Source organism: Roseovarius ramblicola (assembly GCF_042430665.1).
Lineage (GTDB): Bacteria > Pseudomonadota > Alphaproteobacteria > Rhodobacterales > Rhodobacteraceae > Roseovarius > Roseovarius ramblicola.
Window position 1 is genome coordinate 45,169 of record NZ_JBHMEC010000002.1, and the last position, 16,556, is coordinate 61,724.

Sequence of the window (16,556 nt, forward strand, 5' to 3'; positions counted from 1 at the left end):
CCGGTGCGGGAGGTGATAAATTGTGCGCGCCGCATGACTTTGGCTGATAAGAATCTGGTATTACCATTTGAGGTTGAACGCTAACAACCCATCGGACTACGCTCCCCTGACTTTTGAAAGGATCGCGAGATGGAACGTCCAGATTATCTTGTTCAGGGAGAGGCTGCGCGCCTTTTTCCGGTTTTGGCGACGACGTCAAAAGAAGGGCGAACAACTTCAATTGTGCTGGCCTGTGTTTCGAAGATCGAGGAGTTCGGCGCTGACCTATTGACTACGATCGGACAGCGTGTCGGCAAGAGGGCGCAGATCGGATCCTTCACTGAGATTGTATTTAAAAGCGAAAAGGCAAAGGTCAATGATCGTCCTGACGGCCTGATCGTTTTGCGAAGCGGGACCAAAGAGTGGCGCGCATTGGTAGAGGCCAAGGTCGGGAATGCCGAGCTTGGGTTTGAACAGGTCGAAAAATATCGGGAGATCGCAAAAGAGCAGGGCATCGACTGCGTCATAACGATTTCCAATCAGTTTGCGACCACACCGATCAATCATCCAATCGAGGAGGTCCGTAAAAGCAGGTCCAAGATACCGGTCTACCATTGGTCGTGGATGTCCATCCTGACCATTATCGACTTGTTGTTGAACCGAGATGGTGTGGCGGACGAGGATCAGAAACTGCTTTTGAACGAGTTGCGACGGTTCCTGACCCACGAGAGTGCCGGGGTTAAGGGTTTTGATCGTATGCCGCCGGAGTGGGGCGAGATCAATCGCTTGGTCTCAGCAGGCGGCAAGATACCGGTGAAGTCTCATGAAGCGGGCGCAGTGCTCGACGCTTGGCATCAGGAAACCCGTGACCTGTCGCTCATCCTTAGTCGTCAAGCTGAAACATTGGTCACGGAGAAGCTGCCGAGGAAACACCGCAATGCAACGTCGGAGCGCCGAAAGGACGAATTGTCAATACTTAGGGACACGGGTCAACTCAGATCGGCGCTTGACATACCCGACGCCGCCGCGCCCCTCGAGGTGGTCGCAGATATTGCCCGTAGAACCATCGACATAGGCATGACCCTGCGCGCACCCGAAGACAAGGTATCGTCCAAGGCACGGGTCAACTGGTTGCTAAGGCAGATAAAGTCGGAAAAGTTAGGCGAGGTGTTCGTTAGATTGAGTTGGCCGGGACGAAGCGAAGCCACGCAGTTTCCGGTCGCGGATTTGCTGGCCGATCCAAGTATCTGCGAGAAGGACAAGGCTGGGCTTCAGGTTGTGAAATTCCATATCTTTATGGCGAAACGCCTTGGAGGGAAATTTACGCAGCAAACGAACTTCATAAAGGAGTTGGAGGATGCGGTGCCATTGTTCTATCGAGAAATAGGTCAGAACCTTGCCGCGTGGCGTAAACCGGCACCGCGTATCAAGTCGGATCGGTCTTCCTCTGCTGATGTGAGCGTCTCGGCTTTGCAGGATGAGGCGGAGGAGGGCATGGAGGAGTGACCCGCGACCAGATCGTCGGCCACCTGACCGGGCGGTGGGGGCCGCCCCAGACCGAGGAGGAAACATGAACGAGACCGTGCGCGCCTATTTCGAGGCGTTCAACCGGGGCGACACAGAGGGGATGATCGCCTGCCTGAGCGACGATGTGCGGCATTTCGTCAACGAGGGGCAGGTGCGGACCGGCAAGCCCGCGTTTCGCGCCTTCTGCGGTCACATGAGCCGGTGCTATGCCGAAGAGCTGACCGACATGGTGATCCTCAACGCCGGGGGCGGCACGCGGGCGGCGGCGGAATACATCGTCAACGGCACCTACCTGGAGACCGACGAGGGCCTGCCGGAGGCGCGCGGCCAGAGCTATCGGCTGCCCGCCGGGTCGTTCTTTTCGCTTGAGAACGGCCTGATCACCCGCGTCGTGACCTACTACAACCTCGCCGACTGGATGCGGCAGGTCTCGGCATGATCGCGGTCGGGCGGCTGACCGGCGACGCGCTCACCGCCGCGTTGCCCGATGTGGCGCGGCTGCGGATCGAGGTGTTCCGCGCGTTTCCCTATCTCTACGACGGTGATCTCGCCTACGAGGAAAGCTATCTTCAGGTCTACCGCGAGAGCGGCGACGCGATCCTCGTCGGCGCGTGGGACGGCGACCGGCTGGTGGGGGCCGCGACCGGCACGCCGATGGAGGATCACGCCGATGATTTCGGCGCGGCGATGGCGGGCTGCGGGGTGCCGCTGGAGCGGATATTCTACTGTGCCGAGAGCGTGCTCCTGCCCGGCTGCCGGGGGCGGGGGATCGGTCACCGCTTCTTCGACGCGCGCGAGGCGCACGCCGGCGCGCTGGGCCGCACGCATTGCGCATTCTGCGCGGTGGTGCGCCCGCATGATCATCCCCGGCGCCCCGAAGGCTACCGTCCGCTCGACGGCTTCTGGCGCAAGCGCGGCTACGCGCCGGTCGAGGGTGCGGTGGCGCGGTTCCGCTGGAAGGACATCGACAGCGCCGCCGAGACCGACCATGCCCTGCAATTCTGGATGCGGGCGCTGTAGGGGGCGGGGTGGGTGAAACCCACCATTGCCCCGCAGCGCCGCGCGCGGTGGATTGGCACCCACCCCACGCTTGCTGCGTGTGCGATGAAGGCCGGGTGAGAGCCCGGACCCTGCGGTACAGCGGATCGGAGCGGCCGATGGGAATGGCCTGGAGGGGACATTGGGGTGAGCCGCGCATCGACGGGCCGCGGCGCGGCGATCCGACGGTCTTGCTGCTGCGCTTTATGGCAGCCACATCCGAAAAAGACCCGAGCGGCGCGCAGGTTGCAGCCAAATCGCCGTGCCGTGGGGGCGGGTCATGCTGAAAGCATGCCTCCGGCATGACCGATGCGCGGCGGCGTGCAAGCACGCCTCGATTCCGCGCATTTTCACCAAGACCTGAACGGCAGCAAAAGACCATAAAGGGTCACATCCACCCCCGCGACAGACCGCTCCGTCACCCGTCTTGCCAGGTCCCGGCCCGCGCGGCGAAGCTCGGCTATCGCGGACATCACCAGGGGCCATCGGTCCGCTCCGGGCTGACCCCGGTCGCTTGTACCGATCCGGAGTATCGCCACCGCGAGCCCGCCCTCGTCACCTCCCCAACACTCCCCGCTCGAACGCCGCCCGCCGTTCCGCCTCGGCCTGCCGGCTGATGGCGTCGCGGCGGCGGGCCTGATCCTCTAGCCGTTCGCGCATGCGCCATTCGGCATAGACCGCGCTCTCGTGGTCGAGGGTCCACAGCGCCCGCGCCTCGGTCACCGTCACGAGCCCCGCCACCGGGCGGCCACGGCGCAGCACGATCCGTTGCTGCCCGCTCAGCCGCACCTCTTCGAGGCAGGCACCGAGCGAGCGGCGCAGCGTCTCGATGGTGATCTCGGGGACGGGGGGAAACAGCGGCTCGGTCATGGCCCTCCTCGGCATCGGGAGGGGCAGCCTCACGCGCCACGGTGAACAAATCCTTGCCCCGGCGCACGCGAAAGGGCGCGAACCGTGCGGTTCACGCCCCGAACCTGTAGCTTCGGCCCGGGATCCGGGCCCGGTCTCAGCCCTGGCGGGCCTTGAATTTCTTCTGCGTCTTGTTGATGACGTAGACGCGGCCCTTGCGGCGCACGACACGGCAATCGCGGTGCCGGTTCTTCAGCGAACGCAGCGAATTGCGCACCTTCATGGTCGTCTCCTGTCTGTCGCGGCGCGCGCCGGCGCACCTTGGGTTGCGGGTGTTACGTGATTGACACGCAACGGAAATTCGGTGGTGGGCGATACTAGGTTCGAACTAGTGACCCCTTCGATGTCAACGAAGTGCTCTACCACTGAGCTAATCGCCCGGACACGGCCCTGCCGCCGGTTCGCTGGCGTATAAAAGGAGTCGGGGAGGGGATCAAGGGCTTTTAGCGCTGCGATTTCCGTCTATTATGTGTTTCGAGGAGTTCCCATGCCCAAGACCGCCTATCATCTCGCCCACCCCGAGCGCCGCACCACCTCGGTGGTTTTTGCCTCGCCGCACAGCGGGCGGGACTATTCCTGGAGCTTCCTGCGCCGCACGCGGCTCAACGAGCATTCGGTGCGCTCGTCCGAAGATGCCTATGTGGATCAACTGTTTGACTGTGCCCCGCGGGCCGGTGCACCGCTCCTGAGGGCGGGGGTGCCGCGCGCCTTCGTCGATCTCAACCGAAGCCCGGACGAGCTCGACCCGGCGCTGATCGAAGGCGTTTCCCGGCAGGGCCACAACCCGCGCATCGCCTCGGGGCTCGGTGTCATTCCCCGCGTTGTCGCCAACGGTCGCGCGATCTATTCAGGCAAAATCCCCCTCGCCGAGGCGCAGCACCGCATCGACACCTTCTGGCGGCCCTATCACGAGGCGCTTCAGGGTCAGCTTGATCAGGCGCATCTGATGTTCGGGCAGGCGATCCTGGTGGATTGCCACTCGATGCCCCACGAGGCGATGGACTCGGTTGCGAACCGCGGCGTCCGCCGGCCCGAAATCGTGCTGGGCGACCGCTTCGGTGCCGCCGCCGACAGCGGGATCGTGGACCGGATCGAGGCCGCCTTCACCCGCGCGGGCCTCGTGGTCACGCGCAACACGCCTTTTGCCGGGGCCTATATCACGCAGGCCTATGGGCGGCCCGCACGCGGGCGTCACGCTGTGCAGATCGAGATCGACCGCGCGCTTTACATGAACGAGCGGCTGATCCGGCCCAACGGGAATTTCGAGGCATTCCGAAGGCTTATGCGCGGTGTCATCCGCGAGATCACCGAGATCGGGCGTGGGCAGGCGATGCCGGTCGCGGCGGAATGAGCCGCGTCAAGGCCTGGCCGAGGGCCGAACAGCCGACCGCAGTTCAGGGACGGGGTGCCCTGTCTCGCGCTGCGAAGGTGATGGTCGCGGTCCGCAAGCAGGTGCCGTCGGCTACGTAATTCCCTTGATCAATCAAAGAGATCGCGCAAGAGTTCGCCGAAGCGTGGGGTCGTCTGCGGATCGTCAGGAGCTTGGCATACCGCGCATGTGTTTGGAGATCATGCATGACAGTTGACAAGACGCGCATCAAGACAATGCTTGCCGGGCTCCCGGTTTTTGACGGGCTCGAGGCCGAAACGCTGGACGAGATCGCGCGCGGCGTTTCCTTGCAGCATGTTCCGACCGGCGAGACGCTGATCGAACAGGACAGCCGGGCGGACACGCTCTACCTTGTGGCGAGCGGGCGGTTTCGTGTTGCTCGTGACGGGCAGGCAATCGCCACGGTCGGCGTGGGGGAGCCGCTCGGCGAACTGGCATTTTTCTCGGGAGGGCGGCGCACCGCGCGCGTCACAGCGCTGCGGGAGAGCGAGGTCCTGGGCCTGACCCGCGAGGGCTTTGACGCGGTCGCGCAACACCACCCGGGTCTGCCGCAAGCCATACTCGCCACCGTCGCGGCCCGGCTGGCTGCCGTCACGGCCAAGGCTCCCGCGCTGTCCCCGATGGCCGGATTGGTGGTCTCCATCGGTCCCGTCGCGGGCGGTGACCCGCTGCCCGAGCCACTGGTGGAGGGCCTGCTCCGATCCGCGGACGAATTGGGTCATCTCAACATTCACACAGCCGAAACGGCACCGGTCTCTGCCGGGGCCGATGCGCTTGCGGAATGGTTTGCCCCTCTGGAGCGCGCGGGCGAGCGGCATATCCTGCTGGTACGCGACCCGCAGGCCACGCCCGACTGGGCGCATTTTGCCGAGACCCGCAGCGACAGCCGGTTCCGTGTCGGTCGCCTCGGCGCGACGCCGCCTGCGCCACAGCCGGACACCCTGGTCGTAGAACCGCGCGACCATCTCGTCCTGTGGCGACCCACCGCCGCCACGCCGATCAGCGGGACAGTCGACTGGTTGTCGGGGCGCGACATCGAGATGCATCATCACCTGGCCCTCGATGCGCCGGGTGATTTCGCGCGCATTCTGCGGTTTGCCAGCGACCGGGCGCTGGGGGTCGTGCTGGCCGGCGGAGGTGCCTTCGGGACCGCACATGTCGGGGCCTTGCAGGCCATGTCCGAGGCCGGGGTTCCGGTGGATTATATCGGCGGCACCAGCGTCGGCGCGGCGATGGCGGCAGCCATTGCGCGGGCACTGCCGGCCGAGGAGATCATGCGCCGCTGCAATGAGATATTCGTGACCAGCCGCGCTATGAACCGTCTCAACGTGCCGCTCTACTCGGTGCTCGATCATCGGATATTCGACACCCAGCTTGCCAAACATTTTGGCGAGGGCCTCATCGAAGATCTGGCCCTGCCGTTCTTCGCGGTCTCGTCCAACCTGTCGCGCAACGATATCCATGTCCACCGGTTCGGCCAGTTGTGGAAAGCCGTGCGCTCCTCCGGGTCGATTCCCGCGCTGCTGCCGCCCATGCTGACCGATGAGGGGGAGGTGCTTATTGATGGCGGGTTGCTGGAGAACGTGCCACTGGAAACAATGCGGCGGCTAAAGTCCGGCGCGAATGTCGTGTTCGATTTCCGCCTTGGCAGCACCTGGCGTGTCGAGGCGGATTACGATGCGTTGCCCGGACGGTTGGGCGCGCTGCGCGGGTTCCTGTTGAAGGGCAGCCGTAAGAACAGGTATCCGCGCATTCCCTCTATCCTGTCGCGCTCGATGATCATCAACTCCCGGCGCGAAGCGGGCCGGATGGACATGGGGCGCGATATCCTCGTTCAGTTGCCGACGGCACCGCGCGCCAATTTCCTCGACTGGACCAAGGGTCAGCAGAATTACGAGATTGGCCACAGGACTCTCGCAACGGCTCTTTCGGAAACCGACCCCGGGGCCGCACCCGATGCCCGGATGCGAGAGGCCGCGCGCAGGATGGCCGAGGACGATCTCGCAGGCTGATCTCTGGCCTGATCTCTGGCCTGCGCGCTGCCGTGTGAGCGCCGGGCCTTGTGCGGTTGCCCTGTTGTCGCGGTGGTGCGCAGTCATTCGAGTGGGCTCTCAGCGCAGCGCCCGCCCCTTGACGATGGCGTCCGGGCCGAACCGCGCTCGGATCGCGTCGGTGGCGCGCTCGGCCCCGGCGCGACGCGGGGCGTCGGGGTCGAGCAGGTCGCCTGCCCGGTCCGCCTCTGCCGCGGCTACAAGCTCTGACAGCCCCACCCCCAGAAGCCGCCACGCCGCCCCGTCCGCCGCCTGGTCCATCAGTGCCCGCGCCGCGCGATAGAGCGTGTCCGCAAGTTGCGTGGGCTCGCGCAGGGCCTGCCTGCGGGTGACGGTCCGATGGTCGCTGTGCTTGAGCTTGAGCGTCACAACCCGGCCCGCCAGCGCCCGCGCCTTGGCCCGGTCCGCCACCTTTTCCGACAGCCGCCAGAGGTGGCCGTCGAGCAGGTCGGGATCGGCGATATCCTCGCCGAAGGTGGTTTCGTTGGAGATCGACTTGACCGGCGCGTTCGCCGTTACGCGCCGCCGGTCCTGCCCGCGCGCGAGGTGCCAGAGCCGCTCACCCATCGCGCCGAACCGGGCCACGAGGTCTGTCCGTTCCCATCGCAGCAGGTCGGCGAAGCTGCGGATCCCGGCCTCGTGCAGGGCCGTTCGCGTGGCCTGTCCCACGCCCCAGATCAGGCTCACCGGCTTGTCGCGCAGGAAATCGGCGGTCTCGGCGCGGCCGATCACCGAGAAGCCCTGCGGTTTGTCGAGGTCCGAGGCGATCTTGGCGAGGAACTTGTTGTGGCTCAGACCGATGGAGCCGCTGAGCCCAAGCTCGTCGCGCATCCGACCGATCAGCCGGGCCAGCATCACCGCAGGTGGGGCGCCGTGCAGCCGGGCGGTGCCCGTGAGGTCCAGAAACGCCTCGTCGAGCGACAGCGGTTCCACCGAAGGGGTGAGGTCGCGCATCATCGCGCGGATGGTGCGGGATATGTCGGCATAGACCTCCATTCGCGGGCGGATCACCACCGCCTCGGGGCAGAGCCGCAGCGCCTGAAACATCGGCATGGCCGAGCGCACGCCCCGGATTCTCGCGATATAACAGGCGGTTGAGACAACGCCGCGCCGCCCGCCGCCGATGATGACGGGCTTGTCCGCGATCTCGGGATTGTCACGCTTCTCGACACTGGCATAGAACGCGTCGCAATCCATGTGCGCGATGCTCAGGTCCCACAGTTCGGGATGCGCCACGATGCGCGGGCCGCCGCAGGCGGGGCAGCGTCGGGCACGCTCGAACGGGTGGAGGCAATCGCGGCAGAGGCTGGGCATGATGGATGCAGTCTACCGGAGGGCGCGGCGGGCCCGCAACAGCGGCGGTGCGGGGGCGGGCAGGCCGCGCGAACCGCACGGTTCGGCGCACGAACCGCACGGTTCGCGGCACGATGCAGGGCGAGGGGCGTGCGCGGCGTCAAGGGTTTGGTCACCGGGCCCGGCGAGGCTGCGCCGATGATCCCCGACACCAAAGGCCCGCCATGTCAGAGACGCCGCTCTTTCCCCCGGTGCCCGAGATCACCATCGAGGAATTGCGCCGGTCGGTCGGGGCCACGGTCGAGGCGGTGCGCCTGAGCGGCGCGCAGCGGCTGGTGACGCGGCGCGGGCGGCCGGTGGCGGGGCTGGTCACGGTGACCGAGGCCCGCGCGCTCTGGACGCTGGACCACGAGAGCGCGCTCTACACCGAATGGCGCGCGATGCAGAACCTCGACACCCACGCCCGCCGCCGCGCCGCCGTGGCCCGTCAGGCCGAGGCGGAGCGGCGGGCGGCGTTCGAGCGGGGGGTGTTGGGGAGGTGAGGGGGGCTTTGGGAGGCGAGGGGCGGGTTTCAGCCTCAGAGCGGACCTATAGCCCTCTGCTCGAAACTGCGAGAGCTGACTTTCGCCCCACGCGCCACGAATAGCAAGATGCGGGCAACTCGGTCACTCGACTGACGCGCCTCGAAGGTCCGCTCTGACCAGCTCGACTGTTTCCCGCAATGACCGCCTCTGGCTGGCACCGGCCGAATGTAGGTGCAGCATCCGAGGCTCTGACGGCGGTCAATGCGGTCTATTCGCGTCGGCGGTTAGGGGCAAAACTCAGGCGTTTCTGTTCAGGACGCAATTGACCGTTTCTGAGCAGACCGGCGGCGGCTCGACTGGCTCAGCGCGGAGTGCCAAGAGCGAGCGCTTCGTGAGCGGCGCAACCCCTAATCGGAAACCGAAGACAACGGTAAAGGAAAGCTAACTGACAGTTTTGCTAAATTTTGCGACACGCAATAAGAGCTGTGAAAAGAAAAGCAGGAGAAATGCCTCAATATAGAATAAAGGCCAGATAAAAGTTCAAGCCGTTAGTTATCCCATCGTTTCCACGGAATTGGCGAGGCGCTTCTCTTGGCTGTACTGCGTAGTATAAAAGCGTTCTTCAATGCCATAAAGTATTAGCTTTAGCTGCTTGTCATTCGACAGATTGAAGCTCTCCTCGTCATCCGTCAGTTCGATGCCATCTCGACAATATTCCTTGATGTATAAAATCAAATTATTTCTTTGATCCCTAGGCATGTTTTGCAACGTGTCTGCGACAAGTGCGAGTCGCTTTCTGTTGGGCTTAGACACCATCGAGTGGTCATAACCGTTAGATAGTTTAATAAACTCCGAGTCTAAGAACTCCTTTACTTGTTCTTCGGTGGCCTCTTTATACAGCTCGTCAATACCTCTAAATATGGAGGATACCGTGGCAATGTCTCGAAAGAGGAGCTGATCGGTGTTCCGAATAAAAACTGCGTCTGGGCGGCCCTTTATAACGATACGGCTTGCGCCTACTTCAAGGTTTACTGTTTCCCCAAAGCATATCAGTTTGCGCTTAATAAATGATGATGGCGTTACTTTTTGAAAGAAAATGTCATCATCCTGCAATGCAAGCAAGAAGGCGATTTCATCAAACTTATCTTTAGTTATATCGTCACAATCTTTTGAATCAATAGGCGCCCTTAATTCCTCTATGAAGAAGTCTTGATCGCTGAAGTTATCTATTTTAAACCAAGCATCTTCATCTAGATTGTGGTCGGGGTTGTAATCCACAAGTGTAACCCTTGCGAGATCTATTGGAGGATACAGGGTCGTGTTTGAAATAAGCTTCTTGTATGGATTCTTTCTGAGGCGCTTTACTTTAGCAAGTACGTGGTCCAATTTTTACCCCCTTTCAATGAAAGTATAGTCATTTATTCGACGTGCCGACGAGACTTTTACAGCGTCCGGTTTTTTGTATCTTTCCTTACTTATAAGAAATAATGTTGTTCCATTTTTGGTTTCTACGTTGTAGAACTCATATCCAAAAATGAGAAATAAGGGATTGAAGTAGAGGGCCTGAGATAGAAATGTAAAAACAAATAGCATGCCATATACGAATGACAGGGTTTGCCAGTCAGAAACACTTAAAGCCACAAAGAAGTAACCAAGATAGCTTGGAAGGAAGCTGTTATTCGCATGCTCTATACTGATGACTTCACCAGCCGTGAATTCATCCGCTCCTAAAAAGGCTGAGAGGTACAGGCTAAATCCAGTAAGAAATATTGGTACAATAGCGTATGCAATGTATGAAATATAGCTTGGGGTATAATTCGTTATGCTGTGGGGATAAAAATAAGATGCATCATAATCATGTTGAATGCAAAATATAATCACCAGTAGCGATGTGGCGTTAAATGTGAGTAATATTCTAAAAGCTATGTTACCCATAATTCGTTACGAAACACTTTCTGCGCGGGTTCTATGTCCTAGGCTGGATGGGTTTTATCTTATATTTGTGGCCGAGCCAACCAATTAGAACGCTTGTACATGGCATGCGTCAAGTCGGTCTTTAGCGAGACAAAAACAATCGTTTCTGACCCCCACTCATGCTACCGTTACTTCAGTAGGTTAGCCCAGACAGAACTCCAAGGCAAAACCTGAGTGGTTCTGGCACTTTGTGACTGGTCGCAAGAGCGGCCGTTCGCTGCAGCCGGACGAACCGGTAGGAAGGGCTCTCAACCGGCTCTGACTGCGTTTGGCGTGAAAGGCGGTTTTCGGGAAACGACCACAAATTTGCAAACTCCCCTCCCTGCGCAAAGCAAGCGTAGGGTGGGCACTTCTGCCCACCGTTTCGGCGGGAGGTCACTCCCTTGCCGCCGCGCCTCCAAAACCCGGTTCTCTGCCGCGAAACATCGCCGCCGCCCATGGTGGGCAATATTGCCCACCCTACGGCGCCGATCCCTTCACTCCCGCGCCCGCTCCACCCCCTCGTCGATGGCGGTGCGGAGTTTTTTCTCCAGCGCCACGCGCTTACTCTCGGTGTGAAATTTCAGGCCGAACATGTCCTTGACGTAGAAGGTATCCACCACCTGCTCGCCATAGGTCGCGATCACGGCGGAGGCGATGTAGACATTGGCGGCGGCAAGCGTTCGGGTGAGATCGTAGAGCAGGCCCGGGCGGTCGCGGGTATCGACCTCGATGATCGTGTAAATCTCTGATCCGTCATTGTCGAAGGTGATATGCGTGGGCACGCGGAAGGCGCGCTCGCGCTTGCGCAGCTTGTCGCGGGACTTGATCGCGTCGCGCGGGACGACCTCGCCCTTGAGCGTCTTCTGGATCATCTGGCGCAGGCGGGGCAGGCGGCTTTCCTCGAACGGGTGGCCGTCGGCATCCTGGATCCAGAACACGGCGGTGGCAAAGCCGTCCTTGGAGGTATAGGTGCGCGCATCGACCACGTTGGCCCCGACCAGCGCCAGCGCGCCCGCCAGCCGCGAGAAGATACCTGGGTGATCGGCCAGCGCGAAACAGGCGCGGGTGGCGTCGCGGTCCGCGTCGATGGCGAGATCAATGGCGATCTCGTCGGCATGCAGGTCGCGCAGGAGCCGGGCAAAGACCACGTGGGCGGTGACGTGCAGCCCCTGCCAGTAGGGGGCATAGTGGCGTGCGGTCTCGGCCTTGAGGTCGCGTGTGTCCCAATTGGGCAGCGCCTCGCGAAGGTTACGCTTGGCGTCGGCGCCGCGCTGTTCGCGGGTGAGCGCCTCCATCCCGTCTTCGAGCACGCGCCGCGTCTGGCGGTAGAGCGCGCGCAGCAGTGATGCCTTCCAGTTGTTCCAGGTGCCGGGGCCGACGCCGCGGATATCGCAGACGGTGAGCAAGAGCAGCAGGTCGAGCCGCTCGCGGCTCTGCACCGCCTTGGCGAAGTCGCGCACGGTGCGGGGATCGGCGATGTCGCGCTTCTGGGCTGTGTCGGACATCAGCAGGTGATGGCGCACCAGCCATTCGGCGGTATCGACCTCGCGCGCCTTGAGCCCAAGCCGGGGGGCCACCTTGCGGGTGATCCGCGCGCCCAGGATCGAGTGATCCTCGGGCCGTCCCTTGCCGATGTCATGGAGCAGCAGCGCCACGTAGAGCACGCGGCGGTTGATCCCCTCCTTGAGGATTTCGGACGAGACCGGCAGTTCCTCGATCAACTCGCGCCGCTCTATCCGGGCGAGGTGCGAGACGCATTGGATGATGTGTTCGTCCACCGTGTAGTGGTGATACATGTTGAACTGCATCATCGCCCGGACCGGCTCGAACTCGGGGATGAAGGCCGACAGCACGCCAAGCTCGTTCATCCGCCGCAGCGCGCGCTCCGGGTTGCCGTGTTTCAGCAGCAGGTCGAGAAACAGCTTCTGCGCGCGCGCGTCGTTGCGAAAGCCCTCGCCGATCAGCCCCAGGTGGTTGGTGACCAGCAGCATTGCCTCGGGGTGGATGAGAAGCCCGGTGCGCAAGCCCTCCTCGAACAGCCGCAGCAGATTGAGCGGGTCGGAGAGGAAGTCCGCCTCGTCGGCGATGGCGAGGCGGCCATTCACCCGCGCATAGCCGGGGCGCAGCTTCTTGCGGCGCTTGAGCAGGCGTTGCAACAGCGGCTCGGATTTCTGCTGCGCCGCCTCGAGCTTGGTCAGGAATATACGGGTCAGGTCGCCGACGGCGGTGGCGTGGCGGAAATAGTTCTGCATGAAGATTTCCACGCCGCGCCGCCCGCCGCGGTCGGTATAGCCCATGCGCTCGGCCACCTCGACCTGCATGTCGAAGGTGAGTTGGTCGTTGGCGCGGTTCGCGATCAGGTGCAGGTGACAGCGCACCGCCCAGAGAAAGTTCTCGGCGCGGATAAAGGTGCCAAGCTCGTCGCCGGTAAAGGTGCCCAGCGCCACAAGCTCGCCCACCTCGCGCACGTGGTGGATGTACTTGGCGATCCAGAATAGTGATTGCAGGTCGCGAAGGCCCCCCTTGCCCTCCTTGACGTTGGGCTCGACCATGTAGCGCTCGCCCTGCTTCTCGTGGCGGCTGTCCCGCTCGGCGAGCTTGGCCTCGGTGAATTCGCGTTCGGTACCGGTAAACAATTCATCGCGCAGGCGGCTGTCGAGCCGGGCGGCAAGCTCTGCGTCGCCACCGAGGAAGCGGTTTTCCAGCAGCGCGGTGCGGATGGTGAAATCCTGCGCACCGAGCCGCAGGCAATCGCGCACTGTGCGGCTTGCGTGGCCCACCTTGAGGCGCAGGTCCCACAGGATGTAGAGCATCGATTCGATCACGCTCTCGGCCCAGGGCGTGATCTTGTAAGGGGTGAGGAACAGCAGGTCCACGTCCGAGAAAGGGGCCATTTCGCCACGCCCGTAGCCGCCGACGGCGCAGACCGCGATGCGTTCGGATTCGGTGGGGTTGGCGAGCGGGTGCATCGTGTTGGTGGCAAGGTCGAGCGCGGCGAGCACCACGCAATCGGTGAGCCAGCACCATGCGCGGGTGGCCGGGCGCGCGTCGAACGGACGGGCGGCAAAGGCTGTGGCGATGGCCCGGCGGCCCTCCCTCATCGCCGTGCCGAGGATCGGCACGGCGGCACGGCGCAAGTCGGCGGCGCTCTGTGCATGCGCGGCAGCGGCGGCGAGATCGCGCGAGAGCGCGTCCGCGTCGAGTATCTCCTCTTGCGGCAGGATCAGGTCGTCGGGCCGCGCGGGGGGGTCAAGGAAGGTCATTTCGGGGATGGAGGGGCTCAGAATCCCGCACCGCCAAAGCTCTGCGCGGCGGGCGACAGGATTTGCACCTCGCCATCGGTGATTGTGGCCACGGCGAGGCTGCGCTCGTTGCTGCCATCAGGCAAGAGCCGGAACACGCCGCCCACGCCCTGAAAGCCCGCCGGCTGCGTGAGATCGCCGCGCGTGAGCCCCCGCCCTGCCTTGGAAAGCGCACCGACCGCGGCGATGCCGTCATAGGCCAGCCCCGCGATCGGGTGCGGCGGATTGCCCTGTGCGGCCTCGAACCGGCTGGCGAACTGCGCAGAGCGCCCCGGGTCGGGCAACGCGAACCAGCCGCCCTGCACCCCCGGCAAGCCCAGCGTCTGCGGCGGCGTATCCCAGCGGGTGAGCCCGATATACTGCACACGGTCGGGTCCGAGCCCCGCCTCTGGCAGCATCTGCGAGAACAGTGGCAGCGCTCCCGCGGTATTGGCGGTCAGGAAGATCGTGTCGGCGGCGCTGGTCTCGGCCAGGGAACGGATCCTGGGTACGGCCTCCACCACGCCGTCTTGTGAAAACTCGTAGGAAACGCTGCCTGCGAGCGTGGCCCCCTGTGCGCGCACCGCGCTTGCGATCGCGTCGCGCCCGAGACGTCCGGCCACGTTGGCGGAATGCACCGTCATGATCCGGCTCTTGCCCTGCCGGACCGCGTAACGCGCGAGGCGGTCTGCCGTGGTGCGAAAGGTCTGGCCCAGCACGAAGAGGTTGCCGCCCGCGATGGTGGGGTTGTTCGAAAAGGCCAGCACGTTGATGCCGCGGTCGGCGGTGGCGACGGCGACGGCATTGGCCGAAGCCGCGTGAAGGGGCCCGATGATGATGCGCGCTCCGTCGGCGGCGGCGTTGAGCGCGGCCTGTTGCGCCTGCGCGGGCTGTCCGGCGGTGCCGTATACGCGCAGGTCGATCCGGACGCCGCCGAGGTCGCTCACCGCCAGCCGCGCGGCGGCCTCGAGATCGCGCGCGAGGCGTGCTTCCTGCTCGTCCGGCGTGCCGTGCGGAACCAGGAGCGCCACCGGCACCGCACCGCCGCGGCTCACCCCCCCGCCTGGATTCGCCAGCGGCACGGGCTGGCAGGCAGCGGCGGCCACCAGCGTCATCACCGCCGCGAGGCGGGCGAACGGCTTGCGAAGTGCGGCAGGAACGGCGAACATGGCGATCTTACTCCCTGTTGTGGGCACCGGCGACATCATGTCTGTCAGCGCGATCATAGCCGTCATGTGAAAAGGGTCCAGCGATGAATTCCGAGCCGCGCAAACCGGCGGCGGGTCTCTACCTGATCGCCACGCCGATCGGGACGGCACGCGACATCACCCTGCGCGCGCTCGACCTGCTGGCGGCGGCGGACGTGCTGGTGGCCGAGGACACGCGGAGCCTTCGGCGGCTGATGGAAATCCACGGGATCGGTCTGGGTGAGCGCCCGCTCTGGGCCTATCACGACCATAACGGTGCAAAGATGCGTCCGCGTATCCTGGCGGCGCTCGCAGCCGGGCAATCGGTGGTCTACGCCGCCGAGGCGGGCACGCCGATGGTGGCCGATCCCGGCTTCGATCTGGCGCGGGCGGCGGTGGCGGAGGGATATTCGCTGGTCTCTGCACCGGGGCCGTCGGCGGCGATCACCGCGCTGACGCTGTCGGGATTGCCCACCGACAGGTTTCTCTTTGGCGGGTTTCTGCCCACGACCTCGGGACGGCGGCGAACCGCGCTGCAAGAGCTTGCAGCGGTGCCCGCGACGCTTGTTTTTTACGAATCGCCCCGGCGCGTGGCGGCGATGCTCGAGGATGCGGCCAAGGTGCTGGGTGGTGAACGGCAGGCGGCGCTCTGCCGGGAAATCACCAAGAAATTCGAGGAGACACGCCGCGATACGCTCTCGGGTCTCGCCGCCGCCTGCGTCGGCGAGACCCTCAAGGGCGAGATTGTCGTGGTGATCGATCGCGGAGATTCGTCAAATGTTAGTGAAATGGATTTAGACAGGACGTTGCACGAGGCGCTACAAGAGGGCTCGGTGCGCGACGCGGCCGATCTCGTGGCAGCACGGCTCGGGCTGCCAAGGCGCACGGTCTATCAGCGTGCGCTGCACCTGGCGGCGGATGAGCACCGGAAGCGCGACGGCTGAGCGCTTGGAGAGGATGGCGTATGCAAAGGGCACCCGGCATTGACACGCGGCAACTGGCATTCGATTTCGAGCTGGCCGCACCCACGGTGCGGTCACCCGGTCGCGCGCGCCGACAGGAGCGCGGGCTGCGCGCCTGGCTGAGCGGGCAGGCCGCCGAGGAGAGCGTGGCGCGGCATTACGAAGCGCGTGGCGTGCGGGTCCTTGCCCGGCGCTGGCGTGGCGAGAGCGGCGAGATCGATCTCGTGCTGCGTGCGCCCGACACCTATGTGTTCTGCGAGGTCAAGCGCGCGGCGAGTTTCGACCTGGCGCTGGCGCGGCTGCGACGCGGGCAACTGGACCGTATCTACCACGCGGCCTCTGAATATATCGGTCTCACGTCCGAGGGGCAGCTCGCTCCGGTGAGATTCGACGTGGCGGCGGTGGACGCGACCGGGGCCGTGCAATTGCTAGAGGCGGCATTCGGGCATTTCTGAATTG

Annotated in this window: 15 protein-coding genes and 1 tRNA gene; 8 read left to right on the top strand and 8 right to left on the bottom strand. The window is 63.7% G+C overall.

What is annotated here, in order from left to right:
- Positions 1–129: 129 nt before the first annotated feature.
- From ACFFU4_RS00835 to ACFFU4_RS00845, 3 genes are all read left to right on the top strand, one after another.
- Positions 130–1,485 (top strand): hypothetical protein, encoded by a 1,356-nt coding sequence (locus ACFFU4_RS00835; protein WP_377066072.1) that lies wholly within the window; start codon positions 130–132, stop codon positions 1,483–1,485.
- A gap of 64 nt (positions 1,486–1,549) precedes the next feature.
- Positions 1,550–1,945, top strand: coding sequence for a ketosteroid isomerase-related protein (locus ACFFU4_RS00840; protein WP_377066074.1), 396 nt, complete (start codon positions 1,550–1,552; stop codon positions 1,943–1,945).
- Entirely contained in the window at positions 1,942–2,526 is a 585-nt protein-coding gene (locus ACFFU4_RS00845; protein WP_377066076.1) for a GNAT family N-acetyltransferase, read from the top strand. Before ACFFU4_RS00840 ends, ACFFU4_RS00845 begins: the two co-directional genes overlap by 4 nt.
- A gap of 573 nt (positions 2,527–3,099) precedes the next feature.
- On the opposite strand, the gene ACFFU4_RS00850 is transcribed toward ACFFU4_RS00845, so the two are convergent.
- From ACFFU4_RS00850 to ACFFU4_RS00860, 3 genes are all read right to left on the bottom strand, one after another.
- On the bottom strand, positions 3,100–3,414 hold the full coding sequence (locus tag ACFFU4_RS00850; RefSeq protein WP_377066078.1) for a hypothetical protein: 315 nt from the start codon (positions 3,412–3,414) through the stop codon (positions 3,100–3,102).
- A 136-nt stretch (positions 3,415–3,550) separates the two neighbouring features.
- On the bottom strand, positions 3,551–3,676 hold the full coding sequence (gene ykgO / locus ACFFU4_RS00855) for a type B 50S ribosomal protein L36 (RefSeq protein WP_377066080.1): 126 nt from the start codon (positions 3,674–3,676) through the stop codon (positions 3,551–3,553).
- A gap of 82 nt (positions 3,677–3,758) precedes the next feature.
- A tRNA-Val gene (locus ACFFU4_RS00860) sits at positions 3,759–3,833 on the bottom strand.
- 107 nt (positions 3,834–3,940) lie between these two features.
- On the opposite strand from ACFFU4_RS00860, the gene ACFFU4_RS00865 reads away from it, so the two are divergent.
- Positions 3,941–4,804, top strand: a complete 864-nt coding sequence (locus tag ACFFU4_RS00865) for an N-formylglutamate amidohydrolase (RefSeq protein WP_377066082.1) — start codon at positions 3,941–3,943, stop codon at positions 4,802–4,804.
- Positions 4,805–5,028: 224 nt separating this feature from the next.
- The gene (locus ACFFU4_RS00870) at positions 5,029–6,855 is read left to right on the top strand and encodes a patatin-like phospholipase family protein (protein WP_377066084.1); all 1,827 of its coding nucleotides are present in this window, start codon (positions 5,029–5,031) and stop codon (positions 6,853–6,855) included.
- A 99-nt stretch (positions 6,856–6,954) separates the two neighbouring features.
- On the opposite strand, the gene ACFFU4_RS00875 is transcribed toward ACFFU4_RS00870, so the two are convergent.
- Positions 6,955–8,208, bottom strand: a complete 1,254-nt coding sequence (locus ACFFU4_RS00875) for a DNA polymerase IV (RefSeq protein ID WP_377066086.1) — start codon at positions 8,206–8,208, stop codon at positions 6,955–6,957.
- A 203-nt stretch (positions 8,209–8,411) separates the two neighbouring features.
- Between ACFFU4_RS00875 and ACFFU4_RS00880 the strand changes: the two genes are divergently transcribed.
- Positions 8,412–8,729 (top strand): hypothetical protein, encoded by a 318-nt coding sequence (locus ACFFU4_RS00880; RefSeq protein WP_104019830.1) that lies wholly within the window; start codon positions 8,412–8,414, stop codon positions 8,727–8,729.
- Positions 8,730–9,263: 534 nt separating this feature from the next.
- Here the strand turns inward: ACFFU4_RS00880 and ACFFU4_RS00885 are convergent.
- The 4 genes from ACFFU4_RS00885 to ACFFU4_RS00900 form a co-directional block, all read right to left on the bottom strand.
- On the bottom strand, positions 9,264–10,097 hold the full coding sequence (locus ACFFU4_RS00885; RefSeq protein ID WP_377066088.1) for an ATP F0F1 synthase synthase: 834 nt from the start codon (positions 10,095–10,097) through the stop codon (positions 9,264–9,266).
- 3 nt (positions 10,098–10,100) lie between these two features.
- Positions 10,101–10,646, bottom strand: a complete 546-nt coding sequence (locus ACFFU4_RS00890; RefSeq protein ID WP_377066090.1) for a KwaA family protein — start codon at positions 10,644–10,646, stop codon at positions 10,101–10,103.
- Positions 10,647–11,161: 515 nt separating this feature from the next.
- Positions 11,162–13,930: a [protein-PII] uridylyltransferase gene (locus ACFFU4_RS00895; RefSeq protein WP_377066092.1), complete on the bottom strand. Its 2,769-nt coding sequence runs from the start codon at positions 13,928–13,930 to the stop codon at positions 11,162–11,164.
- Between the two features lie 17 nt (positions 13,931–13,947).
- The gene (locus ACFFU4_RS00900; RefSeq protein WP_377066094.1) at positions 13,948–15,117 is read right to left on the bottom strand and encodes a penicillin-binding protein activator; all 1,170 of its coding nucleotides are present in this window, start codon (positions 15,115–15,117) and stop codon (positions 13,948–13,950) included.
- A gap of 83 nt (positions 15,118–15,200) precedes the next feature.
- On the opposite strand from ACFFU4_RS00900, the gene rsmI reads away from it, so the two are divergent.
- Together rsmI and ACFFU4_RS00910 are read left to right on the top strand one after the other, a co-directional pair.
- Complete coding sequence (rsmI, locus tag ACFFU4_RS00905; protein ID WP_377066096.1) at positions 15,201–16,079, top strand: 16S rRNA (cytidine(1402)-2'-O)-methyltransferase; 879 nt, start codon at positions 15,201–15,203, stop codon at positions 16,077–16,079.
- Positions 16,080–16,099: 20 nt separating this feature from the next.
- Entirely contained in the window at positions 16,100–16,552 is a 453-nt protein-coding gene (locus ACFFU4_RS00910; RefSeq protein ID WP_377066098.1) for a YraN family protein, read from the top strand.
- Positions 16,553–16,556 lie beyond the last annotated feature (4 nt).

Excerpts from the sequence above, each read along its gene's own strand:
- ACFFU4_RS00880 (WP_104019830.1), top strand. The coding sequence starts at position 8,412 with ATGTCAGAGACGCCGCTCTTTCCCCCGGTGCCCGAGATCACCATCGAG.
- ACFFU4_RS00835 (WP_377066072.1), top strand. The coding sequence starts at position 130 with ATGGAACGTCCAGATTATCTTGTTCAGGGAGAGGCTGCGCGCCTTTTT.
- ACFFU4_RS00850 (WP_377066078.1), bottom strand. The coding sequence starts at position 3,414 with ATGACCGAGCCGCTGTTTCCCCCCGTCCCCGAGATCACCATCGAGACG.
- ACFFU4_RS00890 (WP_377066090.1), bottom strand. The coding sequence starts at position 10,646 with ATGGGTAACATAGCTTTTAGAATATTACTCACATTTAACGCCACATCG.
- ACFFU4_RS00895 (WP_377066092.1), bottom strand. The coding sequence starts at position 13,930 with ATGACCTTCCTTGACCCCCCCGCGCGGCCCGACGACCTGATCCTGCCG.
- ACFFU4_RS00865 (WP_377066082.1), top strand. The coding sequence starts at position 3,941 with ATGCCCAAGACCGCCTATCATCTCGCCCACCCCGAGCGCCGCACCACC.
- ykgO (WP_377066080.1), bottom strand. The coding sequence starts at position 3,676 with ATGAAGGTGCGCAATTCGCTGCGTTCGCTGAAGAACCGGCACCGCGAT.
- ACFFU4_RS00845 (WP_377066076.1), top strand. The coding sequence starts at position 1,942 with ATGATCGCGGTCGGGCGGCTGACCGGCGACGCGCTCACCGCCGCGTTG.
- ACFFU4_RS00910 (WP_377066098.1), top strand. The coding sequence starts at position 16,100 with ATGCAAAGGGCACCCGGCATTGACACGCGGCAACTGGCATTCGATTTC.
- ACFFU4_RS00840 (WP_377066074.1), top strand. The coding sequence starts at position 1,550 with ATGAACGAGACCGTGCGCGCCTATTTCGAGGCGTTCAACCGGGGCGAC.
- ACFFU4_RS00900 (WP_377066094.1), bottom strand. The coding sequence starts at position 15,117 with ATGTTCGCCGTTCCTGCCGCACTTCGCAAGCCGTTCGCCCGCCTCGCG.
- ACFFU4_RS00875 (WP_377066086.1), bottom strand. The coding sequence starts at position 8,208 with ATGCCCAGCCTCTGCCGCGATTGCCTCCACCCGTTCGAGCGTGCCCGA.
- rsmI (WP_377066096.1), top strand. The coding sequence starts at position 15,201 with ATGAATTCCGAGCCGCGCAAACCGGCGGCGGGTCTCTACCTGATCGCC.
- ACFFU4_RS00870 (WP_377066084.1), top strand. The coding sequence starts at position 5,029 with ATGACAGTTGACAAGACGCGCATCAAGACAATGCTTGCCGGGCTCCCG.